At 46.6% G+C, this 17240-nt stretch carries 8 protein-coding genes; 3 read left to right on the top strand and 5 right to left on the bottom strand.

Annotated elements, in window-relative coordinates; translation table 11 throughout:
- The first annotated feature begins 13 nt into the window (after positions 1–13).
- Both DWU89_RS04930 and DWU89_RS04925 read left to right on the top strand, forming a co-directional pair.
- Entirely contained in the window at positions 14–193 is a 180-nt protein-coding gene (locus DWU89_RS04930; RefSeq protein WP_115498554.1) for a hypothetical protein, read from the top strand.
- Positions 194–199: 6 nt separating this feature from the next.
- Positions 200–514, top strand: coding sequence for a hypothetical protein (locus DWU89_RS04925; protein WP_115498553.1), 315 nt, complete (start codon positions 200–202; stop codon positions 512–514).
- An 8-nt stretch (positions 515–522) separates the two neighbouring features.
- On the opposite strand, the gene DWU89_RS04920 is transcribed toward DWU89_RS04925, so the two are convergent.
- From DWU89_RS04920 to DWU89_RS04905, 4 genes are all read right to left on the bottom strand, one after another.
- A complete protein-coding gene (locus DWU89_RS04920; RefSeq protein ID WP_244205857.1) occupies positions 523–1776 on the bottom strand; it encodes a S28 family serine protease in 1254 nt (417 codons plus the stop codon).
- Between the two features lie 309 nt (positions 1777–2085).
- Positions 2086–2388 carry a GIY-YIG nuclease family protein gene (locus tag DWU89_RS04915; RefSeq protein WP_167451631.1) on the bottom strand — a complete coding sequence of 101 codons (303 nt, stop codon included), beginning with the start codon at positions 2386–2388 and terminating at the stop codon, positions 2086–2088.
- A 76-nt stretch (positions 2389–2464) separates the two neighbouring features.
- Positions 2465–3076 (bottom strand): polysaccharide deacetylase family protein, encoded by a 612-nt coding sequence (locus tag DWU89_RS04910; protein ID WP_115498550.1) that lies wholly within the window; start codon positions 3074–3076, stop codon positions 2465–2467.
- A gap of 2 nt (positions 3077–3078) precedes the next feature.
- Positions 3079–6318, bottom strand: coding sequence for a glycosyltransferase family 117 protein (locus DWU89_RS04905; protein ID WP_115498549.1), 3240 nt, complete (start codon positions 6316–6318; stop codon positions 3079–3081).
- A gap of 2116 nt (positions 6319–8434) precedes the next feature.
- Between DWU89_RS04905 and DWU89_RS04895 the strand changes: the two genes are divergently transcribed.
- Positions 8435–11764 carry a DUF6383 domain-containing protein gene (locus DWU89_RS04895; protein WP_147292090.1) on the top strand — a complete coding sequence of 1110 codons (3330 nt, stop codon included), beginning with the start codon at positions 8435–8437 and terminating at the stop codon, positions 11762–11764.
- 309 nt (positions 11765–12073) lie between these two features.
- Here the strand turns inward: DWU89_RS04895 and DWU89_RS21010 are convergent, their stop codons facing one another.
- The gene (locus DWU89_RS21010; RefSeq protein ID WP_244205853.1) at positions 12074–17041 is read right to left on the bottom strand and encodes a family 78 glycoside hydrolase catalytic domain; all 4968 of its coding nucleotides are present in this window, start codon (positions 17039–17041) and stop codon (positions 12074–12076) included.
- Positions 17042–17240 lie beyond the last annotated feature (199 nt).

Genomic DNA, 17240 nt, shown 5'->3' with positions numbered 1-17240 from the left:
AATATGATTTCATATGAAGAAACAAAAAACATATCAAACACCGCCCACCCGTTCATCTGTTAATGAACCGGCAGCGGTGTACCATACTGATCTTCCTTTCCTGTCAAGGGAAGAGGCCTTGAAAACCGGCATGCTTTTAGCGGAATCGAAAAGAATCTTATTTGACAAGATTCGTCAAGACTTCAAAAGATAATACCGCATGGATGTAATTATTGACCAAGCCGTCCATGATGCCATAATAGATTTCTATGAAGCTTCAAAACGTTTACATATCACGCTTGACGAAGAAACCATCTCCAAAAAGATGAAACGCATCTATGACGAAATTGAAAACCTCGGACTATACGCTACCGCTTATAATACAGCTCGCCTTCGTAAGGATTGGATTCAGAAAGGATATAAAGAATGCGTGATCGAGGATTTTCATTTTGCATACCAGGTTTATCAGGATGAAAATGGAAACGCTTTTGTATATGTCCATGATGCCTGCCACAGTTTTCTTTATCGAGAATAACACATTTGTTATTCCGCCAACCACTTATTGATCTGTGTCAATATTTTTTCTTTCATCTCTTCCGGCATGTTGCTGATGCGGGAACGGTGGCTGCCTCCGGGCTGGATGTAGATTTGCTCGTTTACCTTGCCTTTGAAGGTGGGGACACGGGTTGCGCTCCAAGGGTCCACTTCACCGTAGATGAATATCATTTTCGGATCATTGTCCTTCAGGAAATCATAGACTTTATGATAGAGTTCCGGACGGTATTCCACGCGGTCGACCAGTTCACGGGGTAGCATGATGCGGTTCAGGTAACCACGACTGCTGTCGATTGTCAGAAGCTTACGGAACGGCTTTGTGTCATAACCATAATAGCCCAATTCACGGGCTGCCTGGACGAAAAAGGAGATGTTCGGCTGGCCCTCGGCAAAATAATCGGGGCCGCTGATGTCGGCTAAGTGGTAAAACAATGTTTTCGTGTCGGAAGAAAGGGGCGGAATAACGTTGGTCGGCGTTCCCCACTGCCAGAGGGCAAACGGGTATTCGAGCACGCAATAGTCCAGCACTTCGGCCATCGGAATGCGAAACTCCAGCTTTTTATCGCGACAGAAAGTCTCCAACATCGGGACGATTTCGGCTTTACGCTTCAGGATTTCGGCTTGGAACGCTTCGATCTTCCGGCGGTCTTTCTTCGTACCGACTTTACGCAGGAACGGTTCGTGGCGGCCGTCTTCGACACCCCGGTTCAAGGGAGCGACATAAGGGACGGAGAAATCGACATCGTCAGGGAAATAGGCGCGATACAGGCAAGTGGTCTGCCCACCTTTGCTGATGCCGGTGCTGACCCACTTGCCGGTGTAGAGTTGGCGGAAGGTCCGATTGACGTTATGGAGGTCATAAGCCGAGTTCTCGGCTGTCAGGTAATCCCAGTTACAGGGTTCCGGAGTGGATTCCAGAAAATAACGGTATTCCACAAAGACCATATTGGCGTCGAGCAGCTTCGACAGCTCTTCCTGGTAGCGGGGATTGAGGGCGTATGCAGCGCCATAGCCTTCGGTCACCAAGATTGTGGGACGGTCGAAACCTACATGGGCGACGATCACGCGCTGGGTGAATGTCCCGGCAGCAGGGTTCTTATGATCGACCGGTTGGGTAATGCGGACGACATATTTCTCGGCGTAATAGTCCGATTCCAGTTTTTCGATGCCGCTGATACCTTTCAGAGCGGCCAGTTTTTCCTGTAATTCCTGTGCACTGCCGGCAAAGGCGATGCACAACATCAATAGGAATGTAATGCTTTTCAATAGACGTTTCATGGTATTTAATCTTTTAAAGTTATTTGTTACAATTATATCGAACTTACCTCAAGAACTGCACTCATAGCGTCTGTGTCCTGGAGAGTGTATCCAAATAAGTCCTAACGCTTTAGCGTGTCATTGCGGGCTTGACCCGCCAGGACAGAGACACTATAAATGAAACTTTTGACATATCTTCATGACACGCTAAAGCGTTAGAACTTACTTTTGATATATCCACAATGACATGCTAAAGCGTTGATGATTACTCTTGACATACCACTATATACCAATTCATATATCCCAATCCAAAGATAAATCTTTCCATTCAGGATTCATACTTATTACAAGAACGTTTTTCCATTCTCTTTTCCAATTCTTCAATTGTTTCTCTCGAGCAATAGCTTCTTCTATTTTATTAAACTCTTCAAAATAAACAAGCTTTGAGCATTTATATTTACTGGTAAAGCCAGAGATTAATCCACTTCTGTGTTTTTGCATCCGACGTTCCAAATTATTGGTTACACCCGTATAGAGAACATTTCCGTGTACATTGGTGAGCATATATACCCAATACTGATGTATGTTTTTAACCATTATGTTAGTATGAGGTGGCGGGTCAAGCCCGCCATGACACAAGAGCAATCTTATTATCTGTATTTATGAGGATGTCCTATTCAAACAACTTGAACTCATATCCCTGCTCCTGCAACCACTCGATGGCGCGAGGCATGGCTTCGCGCATGTTGCTTTCGGCTTTCAGCGAATCGTGGAAGACGATGACGGAGCCGTTGCGCGTGTAGTTTTTGACGACGTTGAAGACTCCGTTCGGCGTCATGTGCGGACTGTAGTCGCGTGTCACGACGTCCCACATGATAATCCGGTAGTGCTTCCTGAGAAAGACCACCTGCGGAAAGCGCATATGGCCGTGGGGCGGACGGAAAAGGTTACTCTTGATGTACTCGGCAGCCTTCTCGACATTCGCCAGATAATTCTTTGTCCAGAACCGTATCCCCTGGATATGGTTGAACGTGTGGTTACCGACACGGTGTCCCCGGTCGAGCACCATCCGGTAGGTCTCCGGATACTTCCGGACGTTGTCTCCTACGCAGAAAAAGGTGGCTTTCACGCCATATTTATCGAGTATATCCAATACCCAAGGGGTAATCTCGGGGATAGGGCCATCGTCGAAGGTGAGATATACACACTTCTTCTTAGCCGGAATCCTCCAGATTACCCCTGGAAACAGGACCCTGTAGAACCAGGGCGGTTGTTCTATAAACATATCTATTCTTTGCGCACCGACTCGTAAGCCATACGGTAGTTGTCAAACTCTTCCTGATATTTCTTACCGAATTCGGGGTTATAATGTTTGCTAATTAACAAAACCTGATTGAGAGTTGCCAGATTATAATACAGCTCAGATTCTATCGAAGCCATCTGCGCCGGGCTCAAGCGGTAGAACCAGTTGAGGTTGCGCATCGCATTATCGGCAATGGCAGTAAAGACTTCTTCCGCCTTCTCTTTCTGCCCTAACACATAATACAACTCTCCGGTTGAAACGGCCGAATAATCCAACGGGACATTTTCCGGCGGCAATACCTGCATGGACTTGTCCAGTACGGCCAGCGCCTTGTCGTTCTTGCCTTCTCTCACCAACGCTTCCGCCAGTTTGTTGAACAACATCGTACGGTAGCTCTTACACATACGCATGACGTTCTCGTCGATGTAAACGCCCGGTTTGTCTACGCCGCCCCATTTGAATTTGTTCATCACGTTGTCATACATCTTGTCGGTATTGACCGCTTTGTTGGCTTCCTTCGGAACGATCTGATAAGCCAGACCGGTCTGTTCGAAATAGCCGTCCAACTTGATGAACTGGTCGGAATTAACCGTGATGGCATAATAGATCGGACGTTCGAAGTTATTGGTCTGCAACATATCGAGGATCGTCAGTTCCTGTTTGCCCAAAGCGTTCTTGCCTCTCAGGTCGATCATCATCTGGCTGACCATTCCATCCGTATTACCACCCAACACTTTGGCTCCGGCAACCGAATCGACCTTATAATAAAGTCTGTCGGCCGGGATATAATCCAGTTCCTGGTTGATGCCCGGAATCTTCTTGAATTTCGGATCATCGCTACGGACAAAATTCAACGCCACATTCAGGTCGATCGAGTCTTTTGTCAGCGGGAATACATAGGCTGCATCGCGCGTTCCCTGGATATACTGGTCGCGTGTCCAGGTGATCGGCAGCGGAGCGGACTCGTAAGCCTGTTTCTTCATCTGGTCGATATACCAGTCTGTTTGCAAATAGCTGGTGTTACATACACGGACGTCGGTACGGACTCCTTCGACCTCCTGGGCATACCACAGCGGGAAGGTATCGTTATCGCCATTCGTAAAGATCACGGCGTTCGGCTCGCATGATTCCAGATAGTTTGACCCGAAATCACGGCAGACATAACGGCCTGAACGGTCGTGGTCGTCCCAAGTCTGACTGGCCATCTGGACAGGCACGAACAGGCAAAGCAGAGTTGCCACCGAACCGGCGATTACCGGATTCAGCTTGCCGTAGCGCTCCAATCCCTTTGCCAAGGCTGCAACACCAAACCCGATCCAGATACAGAAGGCATAGAACGAACCGGCATACGCATAGTCTCGTTCACGCGGCTGGTAGGGTGTCTGGTTCAGATAGAGCACAATGGCCAGACCTGTCATAAAGAACAGGAAGAATGTAACCCAGAAACTCTGGATACCCTTCTGTCCGGAATAAGCCTGGAACAACAGGCCCAGAATACCCAACAGCAGGGGCAGCATATAATAGACGTTATGTCCTTTGTTATTGATAATATCGTACGGCATATCCTCCTGCGGGCCGACCAATACCTCGTCGATAAACGGAATACCGGTGATCCAGTTACCGTTCAGCACTTCGCCATTTCCCTGGATGTCGTTCTGACGGCCGGAGAAGTTCCACATGAAGTAGCGCCAGTACATAAAATTCAGCTGGTAGGAGAAGAAGTAGCGCAGGTTTTCCGCAAACGTCGGTTTCATCACGCTCTTGATCTCACCGCAATAGTTGTACTTCACCGGCTGGCCTTTCACCTGCGCCCATTCCTTATAGGCCTCGATATGGCGCGCATCGGTACTGAACATACGCGGGAAGAGCATATTCAGCTCGTCTACATATTTATAATCCTGATCGCGACGGGAAACGTAGTAACGGTCTTTCTCGTTCTTGTCTTTCTTGACCACACGGCTCCAAGTCGGTTCGCCTTCCGTCGTAACGGGGACGCAATTGCCTCCCTGGTTCTCACGTTGTACTTCGGAAACATATGTCTGTCCGTAGATAAGCGGTGTCTTACCGTATTGTTCACGTGCCAGATAAGTACGCAGCGTGAAGATGTCGCTCGGTGCGTTCTGGTTCATCGGCGTGTCGGCTGTCGCACGGATCAGTGTCAGTGCATACGAAGAATAACCGACAACGACTACCATCAGGCAAACCAGAATCGTATTCAACGTCTTGATATCAACCTTTTTGCTCCAGAACAGATAAAGGCTCAAGGCTGCCGTCAGAATAACAGCCAGCACATACCCGCTACCGATAAACGGAATACCGATCAGTACGATCGACAGGATAAAGGCAATCTTCATCCGTGTCGGATGAACCTCATCGCGCATCGTTTCCCAGATAGACCAGATCAAGACACCGGCCACTATAATCATATAAGCGAATACTCCGGAATTGTAAGGCATACCTAATACGTTGACGAACAACAGTTCGAAATAACCGCAAACCTCGACCAGTCCCTGCACCACCCCATACATCATCAGGGCAACGATAGCAAAGGAAACCAGCAGGGCGACAAGCGTCCCCTTCATGGTCGGATTCGGGAATTTCTTATAGTAATATACCAACACGATAGCCGGAATACACAGCAAGTTCAGCAAGTGGACGCCGATACTCAACCCCATCAGGTAAGCGATCAACACGATCCAGCGGTCTGCATGCGGTTTGTCGGCTACGGCCTCCCACTTCAAAATCAGCCAGAAAACGACTGCCGTGAAGAGGGATGAGTAGGCATAAACCTCTCCTTCCACAGCACTGAACCAGAAGGTATCGCTGAAAGTATAAGCCAATGCACCGACCAGACCGCTACCCATGATAGTGATCATCTGTCCCAAAGAGGCTTCTTCGCCGTCTTTCACCATGATCTTGCGGGCAAGATGGGTGATACTCCAGAAAAGGAACAGGATAGTCAGCCCGCTAAACAAAGCAGACATCGAATTTACCATCTTTGCAACTGTGGCAGAGTCGGATGCGAGTTGTGTAAACAGATTGGCCGTCAACATAAAGAACGGCGCTCCGGGCGGATGCCCTACTTCCAGCTTATAAGCCGAAGAAATGAACTCACCACAATCCCAGAAGCTGGCAGTGGGTTCGATAGTCATCAAATAGACGGTTGAAGCGATTGCAAAAACAATCCAGCCCAACACGTTGTTGATCAATTTATACTTTCCCATACTTTGTATAAAGTGTAATAATTAATTGTCTTAATTCTGTATCCTCACACGGACAGTCGGCCGCAAAGGTAAGCATTTACGTTTAATACCAACGCCCTGATACGCTATAAATTGTGTGGAAGAGATTAGAAATATATTAAAGAATTGCCTGAATAACAGAATAAAATCTGAAGATTTGCCGACATTTGGATGACAGGATACTGACATGGCTGTCATAATCATCCTTTATTGTTTCAAATATAGTAAGTTTTGAACCTCCTGTAAATAAGGAAATATACAATAACCCCCATTTTCGACTGTTTTTCTATTTCGTCCAAAATCTTGATCGATTTTGGATTGACTTTTTCACGGTTTAAGCTCCCCTTTCTGACAAAAGGAAAAACGAGGTGCGCAGTCCGTTCCCAAAAGCGTGCAATCTGATTACCGAAAACCGGAAACGCCGTCAAAGTGATAAAGCTTAACTCCCGGAGAATCGAATATTTGAAAATAAAACGGACGGCGTTCCAAATATCGCAAGGAAATTCAGGGGCTTTTTTGCCTTAAAGACGGTCCTCTTTTCAATTACGACCGTCCAAATCGCCATTACGACCGTCCTAATCTTCGCGAGGTGCCGAGTGCACTACACATTAGCACGGTCGCAATGGCAAAGAGGACGGTCGTAATTGTTGAAAATGCTCGAAAAAGGCGAAAAAGGCCCTTTTTGAGGTCAAAAAAGCGGATTAACATTTGTTTTGTTTCGGATGTCTCTTGGACTTGAAAAATCTGTTTTATACAATAAGCCCCCCTGCCGCAGGCTCTCTTTTGCCGTTGATTTCAATCAACGGGTTGATAAGTTCCCGGCTTTGCCGGATTCCTCTGTGGGTTTCAACCCCTTTCAAATATCTACAGGCAATCTCTATTAAAGGGGCTGAAGCCCACAGAGGAAGAAGCTCTGCCTCTAAGCTCTAAAACCGTTCGTTGAAACGAAACGGCAAAAGAGAGCCTGCGGCAGGGGACTTATTGTATAAAACGCATTTTTTGAGCTCGAAAGGCACCCTAATTCAAACAAATGCCAATCCACTTTTCAGCTGTCAAAAAGGAGCTTTTTCCTATGATCCGGCACCTTATCGCTGCGAAGAGGGACTTTATCGCTCTGACCCGGAACTTTGTTGCCCCGAAGTCAGACTTCATATAGCACGAAGTCAACCTTCAGAGCGACGAAGCGTTACTTCAAGGCTATTTTCTGCGCACCTCACGGCAACATCCCCCCCCCAATTTCCTTGGGATATTTGGAACGCCTCCGTCTTCGTCCGCAAATATTCGATTCTCCGGGAGTTAAGGTTTATCACTTTGCCGGCGTTTCCGTCTTTCGGCAATCAAATTGTACGCTTTTCGGTATGGGCTCGGCACCTCATTTCGTTTGTTGTCATCCGAGCAGGTTAAAACAGTGAAAAGAGTCAATCCAAAATCGATCAAGATTTCGGACGAAATAGAAAAACAGTCGAAACAGGGGGTTATTGTATATTTCCCAATTTACAAAAGGTCCAAAACGTAAGAAATAATGAACCATCCCGTTCCCGCGCTCCGACGCGGGATCGCAAAGGAACTGCCGTATTTTGGACCGATAAATCATCATTTTTATTTCCAAAACCTGGGGGATATGTTGCATAAACGGTATTGTTTTGTCCTGTAACCCACCTGTTTTGGAAAATTATGGGCGTTTTCCCTTGTTGATTCGGAAAACCTATTTACCTTTGCAACGATTCCGTAGTGGGCAGCGGCCTACGGAGCGCGGGATCAATTACATATTGTAAGCATTTTACGAAGATTATTCCAAACATAAAATCTGGTAAATTTTTAGTCTAACGGAATAATGGACAGTAAAAGCTTGCGCTGACTGCGTATTATAGAATATCTACCATTTTAGATGGGTGGATTATATATAATCGTATAGGCGCGGGCTATTGTTCTATTATTGTTAGACGGGCTTACCAGAGCCTTATGTTTAATAATAGACAATAGATCCGCGTTTTTTTATGCCCGTTCATAATCATTCGCGGGGAGTTGTTCTCCCCTTCGTGAAATTAGTTGTTGGATTTTTAAACACTATTTTATTAACAATTAATTATTAATGATTATGAACAAGAGATTTTCTACTCTTTTGGCTGCCGCTCTGGTGGCCGGTGGATTGTCTGCAAATGTGATGGCGGCAGATATTGTCACTACAGATTTGAAAGACGGTCAGTTCATCCATTTGTCAACGGCAACTGGTGGAACCACTTACCTGACAATGGATGCTAAAGGTGATTTTTCAACAGTAGTAGCATCAAGCTGGTCTGGTAATATTGACAAATTGCTGGGTTCTCTTTGGCAGGTTAAGTTGATTCCTCATACAACTCAAGCTGGAACAACTTATACTTATTCATTAACAAACCGCTTGTCTGGCCAATTGTTGTCAGTTAAGTTGCAATCGGATGTCGATGGTGGCGGACGCTCTGAAAATATTACTGCTAATGAAAAAGGTGGTAATACAGAATGGGCTTATGCATCAGGTAATGCTTTGTATGCAATAAAGGGTGATACAGTCTTCACGATTGGAATAGGTAGTAATGTATTAACTTTTGGTGCAACAGAGGATACATCAGCTCCTTCCAATACTTCATTGTACATGGGTGCAGTTTCCACAGCAGCTGTAACATTGAAAGCTTCTGACTTCAACGCATTGGTAAAAGCAAATGCCGGTCGTTTGTTCTTCACTGACGAAAATGTGTCTTCTACAGAAAAGAATGTGTTGACGGCTAATAAGTGGGAAGCGGTTGATGCAAAAATGACTGATGGTGCATATGCAAGTGGTGGAACAGATGTTCTTTTCCTGACTAACGGTAAAGAATATAAAAACCGTATGAACAATGCTATGACTGCCGCAGATCAAACACAGAAAGAATATCTGTTGGTAGACTATAACTTCTACGATCCAAGCAAAGAATTTAATGTGTTGAAGGCTGATACAATTGCTGTAGAACCGACTTCTGATGCAGTTTCTAATTTCGATAAACGTACAGTTATAGCAAAACATCATCCGGCAACAGCAGCATTCACTGTAACTTATTACATTCCGAATGATTCTATGGTGATTGCTCCGGCTTATGTTCAGACTTCTATTCCTGTGGCAACTACTTTGAAGGCTATGCATACTGCGTTGCCTACAAATGGAAAAGTTACAGCTGTTGAAACAGCTGTCAATGCATTAGAAGCAGCTGTTGCTTCTTTCTATACAACTTATGATGGTACTCCAACATCAATGCCTGCAAAGGGAGATAAGTTTGCTGAAGCAGACTTTGCAACAACAGGTGGAGCTTGGCAAGCAAGTTCAAGTGAATCAACTATCACCGGTGAAGAATTAATCGAAGCTGTAAAGACAGCAATAAAAGGTATTACTTATTCGACTACAGCTGCAACAGAAAAACTGGAAAAAGCTTATGTGGCTAAAGTGAATGCTTATTTATCAGCTTTAAATGGTTTGGAAATAGCGGACCTTGCAACAACTGGTGGTCAGGCTGCAAATTATGCAAAAGTTTCTACTTCTGCCATCAAAGACGGTGCAAACTACGCAGATGGTTTGAACTCTCTGACAGTTAATGCCGTTACTTCAAAGCAAGTCGTAATCCGTAAACTTTCTAATACGAAAGTTCTGACGATCGGTGGAGATCCTGCTGTTGTTGCTAATGGTAACTTGGTTGCTACAATCAAAACATCAGACAAAGACGCAACTATCGGTGGTGACGCAACAATTGCTGAAGGTCTGTATTATGTGATCGACGCAATGAAAGAAGATGACGGTGCTGAAAACAAATATTACGGCCTGTACTTCGATGAAAGCCCGGTTAATGCTGCTAATTATGTAGCAAAAGCTCAGGCATTCAATCCGTATGCTCAGTTTGTTGTTACTAAAGCTGCCGGTGTAGACAAAGGTAATTACGCTATTGAAAACCGTGCAACAGCAAATGCTAAATGGCAGGGTGTAACTAACGTTGTTGATAAAGACAACAAGATCTACACAATCGGTAACGATACAATCCAATTAGTAGCCGCTGACGACGTAGACGAAGACAACGCTTATATCGGCTTCAAATATATCACAGCTAACGATGCAAAGAACAATAAGTTCACCATCACTTCTGCTGCTGAAATGCTGGCTGGACAGACGATCGTAATGGTAAAAGACTCCAGCTTGAAGATCGCTGAAGGCGAAATGCTGTTTACTTTGACTCCGAGTGAAGAAACTGAATATGGTGTAAACGAAGACTTGATCAATGTTTCTTACACGATCTACAACGATGCCGACTCAACTTATCTGGTGAAAGACGACGCGAGCGATAACTATCGTTTCATCCACGAATCCAACATCGCTCCTTCAGCTATCACTAAGTTCTACATGATCGCTGTCGATACTGATTCTACTTATGTTTTGGCTGACGGTTTAGACGATGCTACTAAAATGGTTATCAGTACTCAGTACAAGACTATCTCTGCTAAAGATTTGGACGAACGTAACGACATGTTCATCGTTAAACCGCAGGCTGCTCCTGCCTCTTACAAATCTCTGCCGAAACACGTACGCATCCAGGCTATCAACGGCGACTATGCTGCCGTTAACGCTAAGAACCAGGGCATCGCTGTCCGTGAAGGTGATTTGAAGGCTGATGCTTATGACAACTTAGACTTTATCTTCTGGTTGGATACAGCTCATTATGAAAATGCTGCTCCTTACACTTACTACATCACGAAGGGTGTAAAAGAAACAGAAGAAGTGGCTGCAAGCAGACTGTATATGTGGAACTCTTATGACTCTGCAAAAGTAAAAGATGCAAACAAAGAACTTCCGTATGTCTATGGTGCAGGTGCAAACCGCGTAATGTTCCGCACAGCTTCTATCATGGCACAGGATACACTGTTAGTTCCGACTATGGATGCTGCTGCTAAGATCGACACTGTATCTATCGCTGCTAAGCCTGCCGGTTCTGCCGATGGCTTGAAGCACAATGTTAAGGCAGGTGTTAAGAACTTCCAGTTCAGCTTTGAATTTGCAAGCAAAGATGCAGATAACGAATACAACATCGTATGCCAGAATAACAACGGTAAGAACTATGTTCATAACATCAACGGTGTATTGGCAATGGGTCCGAAAGAAGACGCAGTTGTCGTAAACGTTCTTAACGTAACTCCGGAAGACGAAGCTGCAACAGGTAACGAAACGATCAACGCTGAAGGCGTGAAAGTGATCGCTGCTAACGGTGGTGTTCAGATCATCGGTGCACAGGGCAAAAAGGTTGTTATCACGAACATCCTCGGCCAGACAGTTGCCAACACAGTTCTTTCTTCTGACAACGCAACAATCGCTGCTCCTCAGGGCGTAGTCGTAGTTGCTATCGAAGGCGAAGAAGCTGTAAAAGCAATCGTAAAATAAGAATGAATTTATAATCAAATAATTCTAAAAACCGACCGCGCGGGTTTGTAGAGACGGACGGCCGTCCGTCTCGATCAACACCAATTACCCTGTGACAGGCGAACAAGCGGTCAAGTTTAATATTAATAATACTAAAGTAATTGAATTAAAAGTTCAATGTAGTCGGTAGCCCTGTGAAGGACGAAAGCATACAAAAGATTAGTCCCGGAAGATGGTAACACTTCCGGGGCTTTGTCGTTTTATAGGGCTACCGCTTCTTTGTCCCTGTGTTTGGCGCGCTGTATGTCACAGTAAGGAAAACCGAACCGGTCATTGAGTCTTCACTTCATTTTTACCACCGGCAAGTTTTATCTCCTGTCCACCCCAGACGAATGTACCGGTCAGGGAGGCCGGCAAAGTGACCGTACCGGAAAGTCCTTTTCCGCTCTTCTTCAAACTGACTTCGATGATGCCTGCCGGATGAGGGATTTTTCCTTCGATTTGCTTCAACGATCCCAAATGAGGAGCGACACGCACCGAGCGGAATCCCGGTTCGGCCGGCTCCACACCACAGACGGTAGCCAGGAAATCATAGACAGGGCTTGCGCTCCAGGCATGACAGTCCGAACGGGTCGGTTCCGGGTTTTCCGCAAACGTAGTCAATCCGATTGCCAGCATATCCTGCCAGGGTTTCAACATTTCCGTGTAGTGGTCTGCCAATCCGACCTTTTTTAGAGCACGGAACAGGTAAAAGCGATAATAGAAAGTCGCCTGTATCAAAGAAGGGTCCGTATTCAACTTATTGAACAGCGCCTGTTGCTTCTCCTGCGGGACGGCATCCGAAAGGATGCCCATGATATTGGCGTGCTGGCTGTAACTTGCTTCATCCGGATCATCCGCAAGCATCTGTTTTCCTTCATTCCAACATTTATCCCAAGTATGACGACATAAGGATTGATAGACTTTTTCGTAAGAACGGGCCAAATCGGTTTCGCCAAATTCTTTCAGCAACTCGATCGCATCCTTCAAGGTATAAGCCAGTTGAAGGGAAAGAATGGAAGAACCACCTGTAATAGCAGCTTTATGAGTCCCGCCAAGCGGCTGGTCATTGTTCCAGGGCCACTGCTTCGGCCAGTCGATGAAGTTCCAGTGAGGCACCGGTCCCAGGATACCCGTTTCCGGATCGATCTTGCTTGTAAACCATTCTAACACGCTCTTGACACCCGGCATACAGTTTTTCACAAAAGCAGGATCATCCCTGTACATCCAGTAATCGTGCACCATATTAATCCAATAGAGCGAGAAAGGCGGGATGTATTGCGGCACCCGGCTCGGATAGCGGCTGGTCGTAATCCCCTCATACGAACGGGAATAGTCGAACATTTTGATCGCCTTCCGCATCAACCGGTCGTCCCCGTCGACATAGAGGGAAATCAATGCCTGGATGCGTGTGTCGCCCACATATTGCAGTTGTTCGTAATACGGACAATCGTAATAGGTTTCGTTCGCACACAACCGGGCTGTACGCCAACCGACCTCCCATATCTTCTGCAAATCCGGCTGGTCGCTGGCGAAGCTGCCATTCTCCTTGAACGGATAGGCGGTGTACATTCCATAAATATCCAATAACGTAAGCGGTTCCCCTTTCGTCTCGATTTCGATTTGCAGGTAACGGTAGGTACGGAACCACAACGGACGGAACACCCGGTCACGTCCTCCATCGGGATAGAATTTATCCGTAAATCCACCTACCTCGCGCCCTTCTATATCGTTGCGGTTTCCTTTCTGCCCGTCCTTATACAATGCTTCACTATACCGCATCCGTATCTCGCTGCCCTTGCCCCCCGACACTTTCAGTTCCGGATAAGCATTCGTCAGATAGGACTGGTCGATCAGCAGCGTGACTTTCCGGTTAGCCGGAACCGTCATCGGGGCGTTTCCCTTTAGAAATGCAGAAGAAACAGTCAATCCTTCCGAACGCCGGATTGTCTGCATCCGCACCAAGGAGTCTTCCATCAGAGGGATATCGCGCCGGCACAACACCCAGTCATACCCAGTCCCGACCCCGTAAGGCTGCCCGCGTCCCAACGACACAACCTCTTTCCATGCACTGTCATCATAGTCCGCCGTTTCCCAATTCCAAGGATATAAAGAGGCATCCACAATATCGGCGCAACCGACATCCTGCCGGTTCTCAACAGAAGGGGTATAGGCCGGATTCTGATAGACTTTCCAGCCCCGACCGGTATTGACAACCGCTTCACGGGGTGTATTTCCCTGCACAATCAGGCCGGTCTTCAACGTCATTTGCGCCCCCGGCGTATAACGTCCAGCATTCCAGACAATCGCGGCAAGCGTATTTTTTCCTTCTTTCAACAGAGAAGAGATATCTATCGTTTCAAAATACCAGTGGTTCAAATCTCCGCGTGCCGGTCCATAGCAGACAGGCGTCCCGTTCACAAAAAGCCGGTAACGGTTGTCCGCCGAGACATTTATCACAAAGGATTCCGGTTTGCTATCCAGCTGGAAGCTCTTCCGGAAATGATAAACCCCATAATCATAAAGAGAAACCTGTGGACAGGATATCCAGTTAGCATCCCATTTACGGGCCAGAAGAGAGGCATCGGGAGCCACTTCCCGCACACCATTATTATCCACTGCATAGCCAAAAGCCGTAAACCGATGAACTCCCGCCCCGATATCCGGATATTTCTTTCCATCGGGAAGGATAACTGTTGCAGTTGCATTCACCGGCACCTCGACCGTCAATTCAAATTTCCCCTCCTGGATCCGCCAGTCGGAACAGACCTGTCCATAAAGGGATTGATATGTGCCCCGGCAATAAGTAAGATCGCCTGCAGGTTGGGGAGCTATAATAATATGCTTCATCCCCGGCTTCGTTTCATCATAACGGATACCGGCAAGCGTATTATAGAACCAGGCTACCACGCTTCCGAACATAGGATGGCAACGGGAGGCTTTTCCTTCCCACCGTTCCCACAGGCAAGAGTAACGGTCGTCCATCACATAACCGAATCCCGGTATATCCCGCTGGTTCATCAAACGGAACGCGATATCGCTACGCCCGTTATCTGTCAGGACCTGCAACAATAAAGGAGTCGCCATAATTCCCGTATCGAAGTGATTCCCGATACTTTCCAGATGGGCAAGCAAGGCGTTGAACACAGCCTCCTTCTTCTCTTCCGGGACCATCCCGAAAGCCAGCGGAAAGACATCTGCCCCCTGCCTGCCTTCCCAATAATGATTGGTCACGGGATTGAAAAAGACGGCATTAAAATCTTGTTTAATCTTCGTACACAGCCGGTCAAAATATTGTTTGTCTTCTCCTTTTCCTAAAGCTGCCGCCACTTTCGACATCAAGGATGCCGAATGATAATAGTAAGCCGTATTAACCAGGGCCTCCGGAAGTTCCATCTTTTTCCCCGGTGCGCACCAATCCCCCAAGCACCAGCCGTCCGGCTCTTCCCGGACGACGATTCCCCGCTCATCCGTTCGTGTGCCGAGATAGGAAACCCATTGTTTCATTCCTCCATAATGCCGGCTTAGCAAAGCAGTGTCACCGTAATAGCAATAATAAGCCCAAGGCATAATCACATAGGCCGAGCCCCATGCCGGACCACCGCCACCGCCTCCAAACGGGGCGGTATGCGGGACATAGCCACTCTTTCTGTTCCGGGCATCTTCCATATCGTCAAACCATTTCCGATAGAATTGAGTCATATCGAACGAAAGAAGGGAACTTTCCACGACAACTTGTGCATCTCCGGTATAAGCCAAACGTTCCCGGTGCGGACAATCACTGCTGATACTGCCATGAAAGTTGTTCGTCTGCGTCCGCAGATAGACTTCGTTTATCTTGTTGAACAACTCATTCGAGCAACTGAAACTACCGGCAGGCTTCGCATCCGTATGTACAACCTTCGCAATCAGACTGTTTTCATCTATCTTGACCCGGCGGGATGTAACTTCGATATAGCGGAAAGTATGCCAGGTAAAACGCGGTTCCCATTGTTCTTTCCGGTTCCCCCGCAAGGTATAGGAGTCCACTTGTCCAAAATCATCATTCTCTTCTCCTACAAAACGGAGCTTGACCTGATCGCCGGCATTCCCCTCCACATTAATCTGCGCCCAACCGGAAACCATTTCCGGAAAAACAAACCAATAAGTGGAATCGGTTTTCTGTTCACAACGTACCGGTTTCAACGTCCTGACAACTCTGTCATAAGGGGCAAGCTGGGCATGTAAACGACCTGTCGGCGCTCTCATTATAAGAACATTCTTCCAGGAAGAATCATCATATCCGTTCCGGTTCCAGCCATCGAGTTCCAGGCGGGCATCATACACTTCGCCGGTAAATATGGCATCATGCAATAAAGGGCCGGCAGTTGTTTTCCAGCTACCATCCGAGCCAATCATTTCCGCCGAGCCATCGGCATATTCTATTTCCAACTGGCATAATAAACGAGGCGTATCGTACCACATACAGCCTTCCACCGTCCGGTCACGCTGGTTATACCACCCGTTTCCCAACAGGACACCGACCGTATTGTCTTCTTTCTGCAACAAAGAAGTAACATCGAATGTATTATAAAGAACCCGCTGTGCAGACTGGTCGTCAAAGAAATAAAGCATCTTCTTTAGCGGACGGCGATCATAGTTGGTAACGGCGGGAGCCAATACCTGATCTCCCACTTTTGTTCCATTGAGATACATCTCATAGAACCCCAATCCACAGATATAGGCTTTTGCCTGTTTGACCGGCTTGCTGATCCGGAATCCTTTACGGATATAGGGGGCGGGATAAGTCAAAGTCGAATCAGGGTAGCGATCTTCCTGACTTCCGATCCAACAAGCTTTCCAGTCGGAAGGTTCCAACAGCCCCATCGTCCATTTCCCCGTACCGCTCCACGAAGATGGTTTCCCTTTCTCATCCCAAACCATTACTTTCCAGTAAAGCGTCTGCCTCGATTCAAGAGATTTACCCTTATACTCGATCTGATTGGAAGATGAAGAAATCACTTTCCCGGAATCCCAGAAGTCGGCTTGCTTATCCGTAAGTAGCGATGGAGAGCTTGCCACCAGAATACGATAGGCTGTCTGGCTTTTTGCCTGTTCCGACGACTGTAACTGCCAACCCAGCAAAGGCTTTTCATTCTCTACCGCAATCGGCTCTTCCAGATATTCACACCGAAGATTACAGACGGACATTCTTTCCTGCCCGGAAACAGAAGCGGCAAATCCTAAAAGGAAAGAGAGTAGCAGACAAAAATACTTCATAACATTAAGATTAACTGAGTGTTCATGATATCAATCGTACAAATATATCGATATCTATCCATCTGTCACTTACAAATTTGGGAATTAAATATGCAGAAATGATACAGGAAAGGCATTCCTGTTGCCAGAAAAGAAAAAAGGTTCGAAACTTCCGTTCCAAACCTTTTTCTTTCTGTGTGTTGTCTCACGAGGATTCGAA

The sequence above is a fragment of the Parabacteroides acidifaciens genome (assembly GCF_003363715.1).
In the GTDB taxonomy this organism is placed as follows: domain Bacteria; phylum Bacteroidota; class Bacteroidia; order Bacteroidales; family Tannerellaceae; genus Parabacteroides; species Parabacteroides acidifaciens.
The sequence above is the reverse complement of the archived record's forward strand: the minus strand, read 5'-3'. Positions and strand labels throughout refer to the sequence as shown.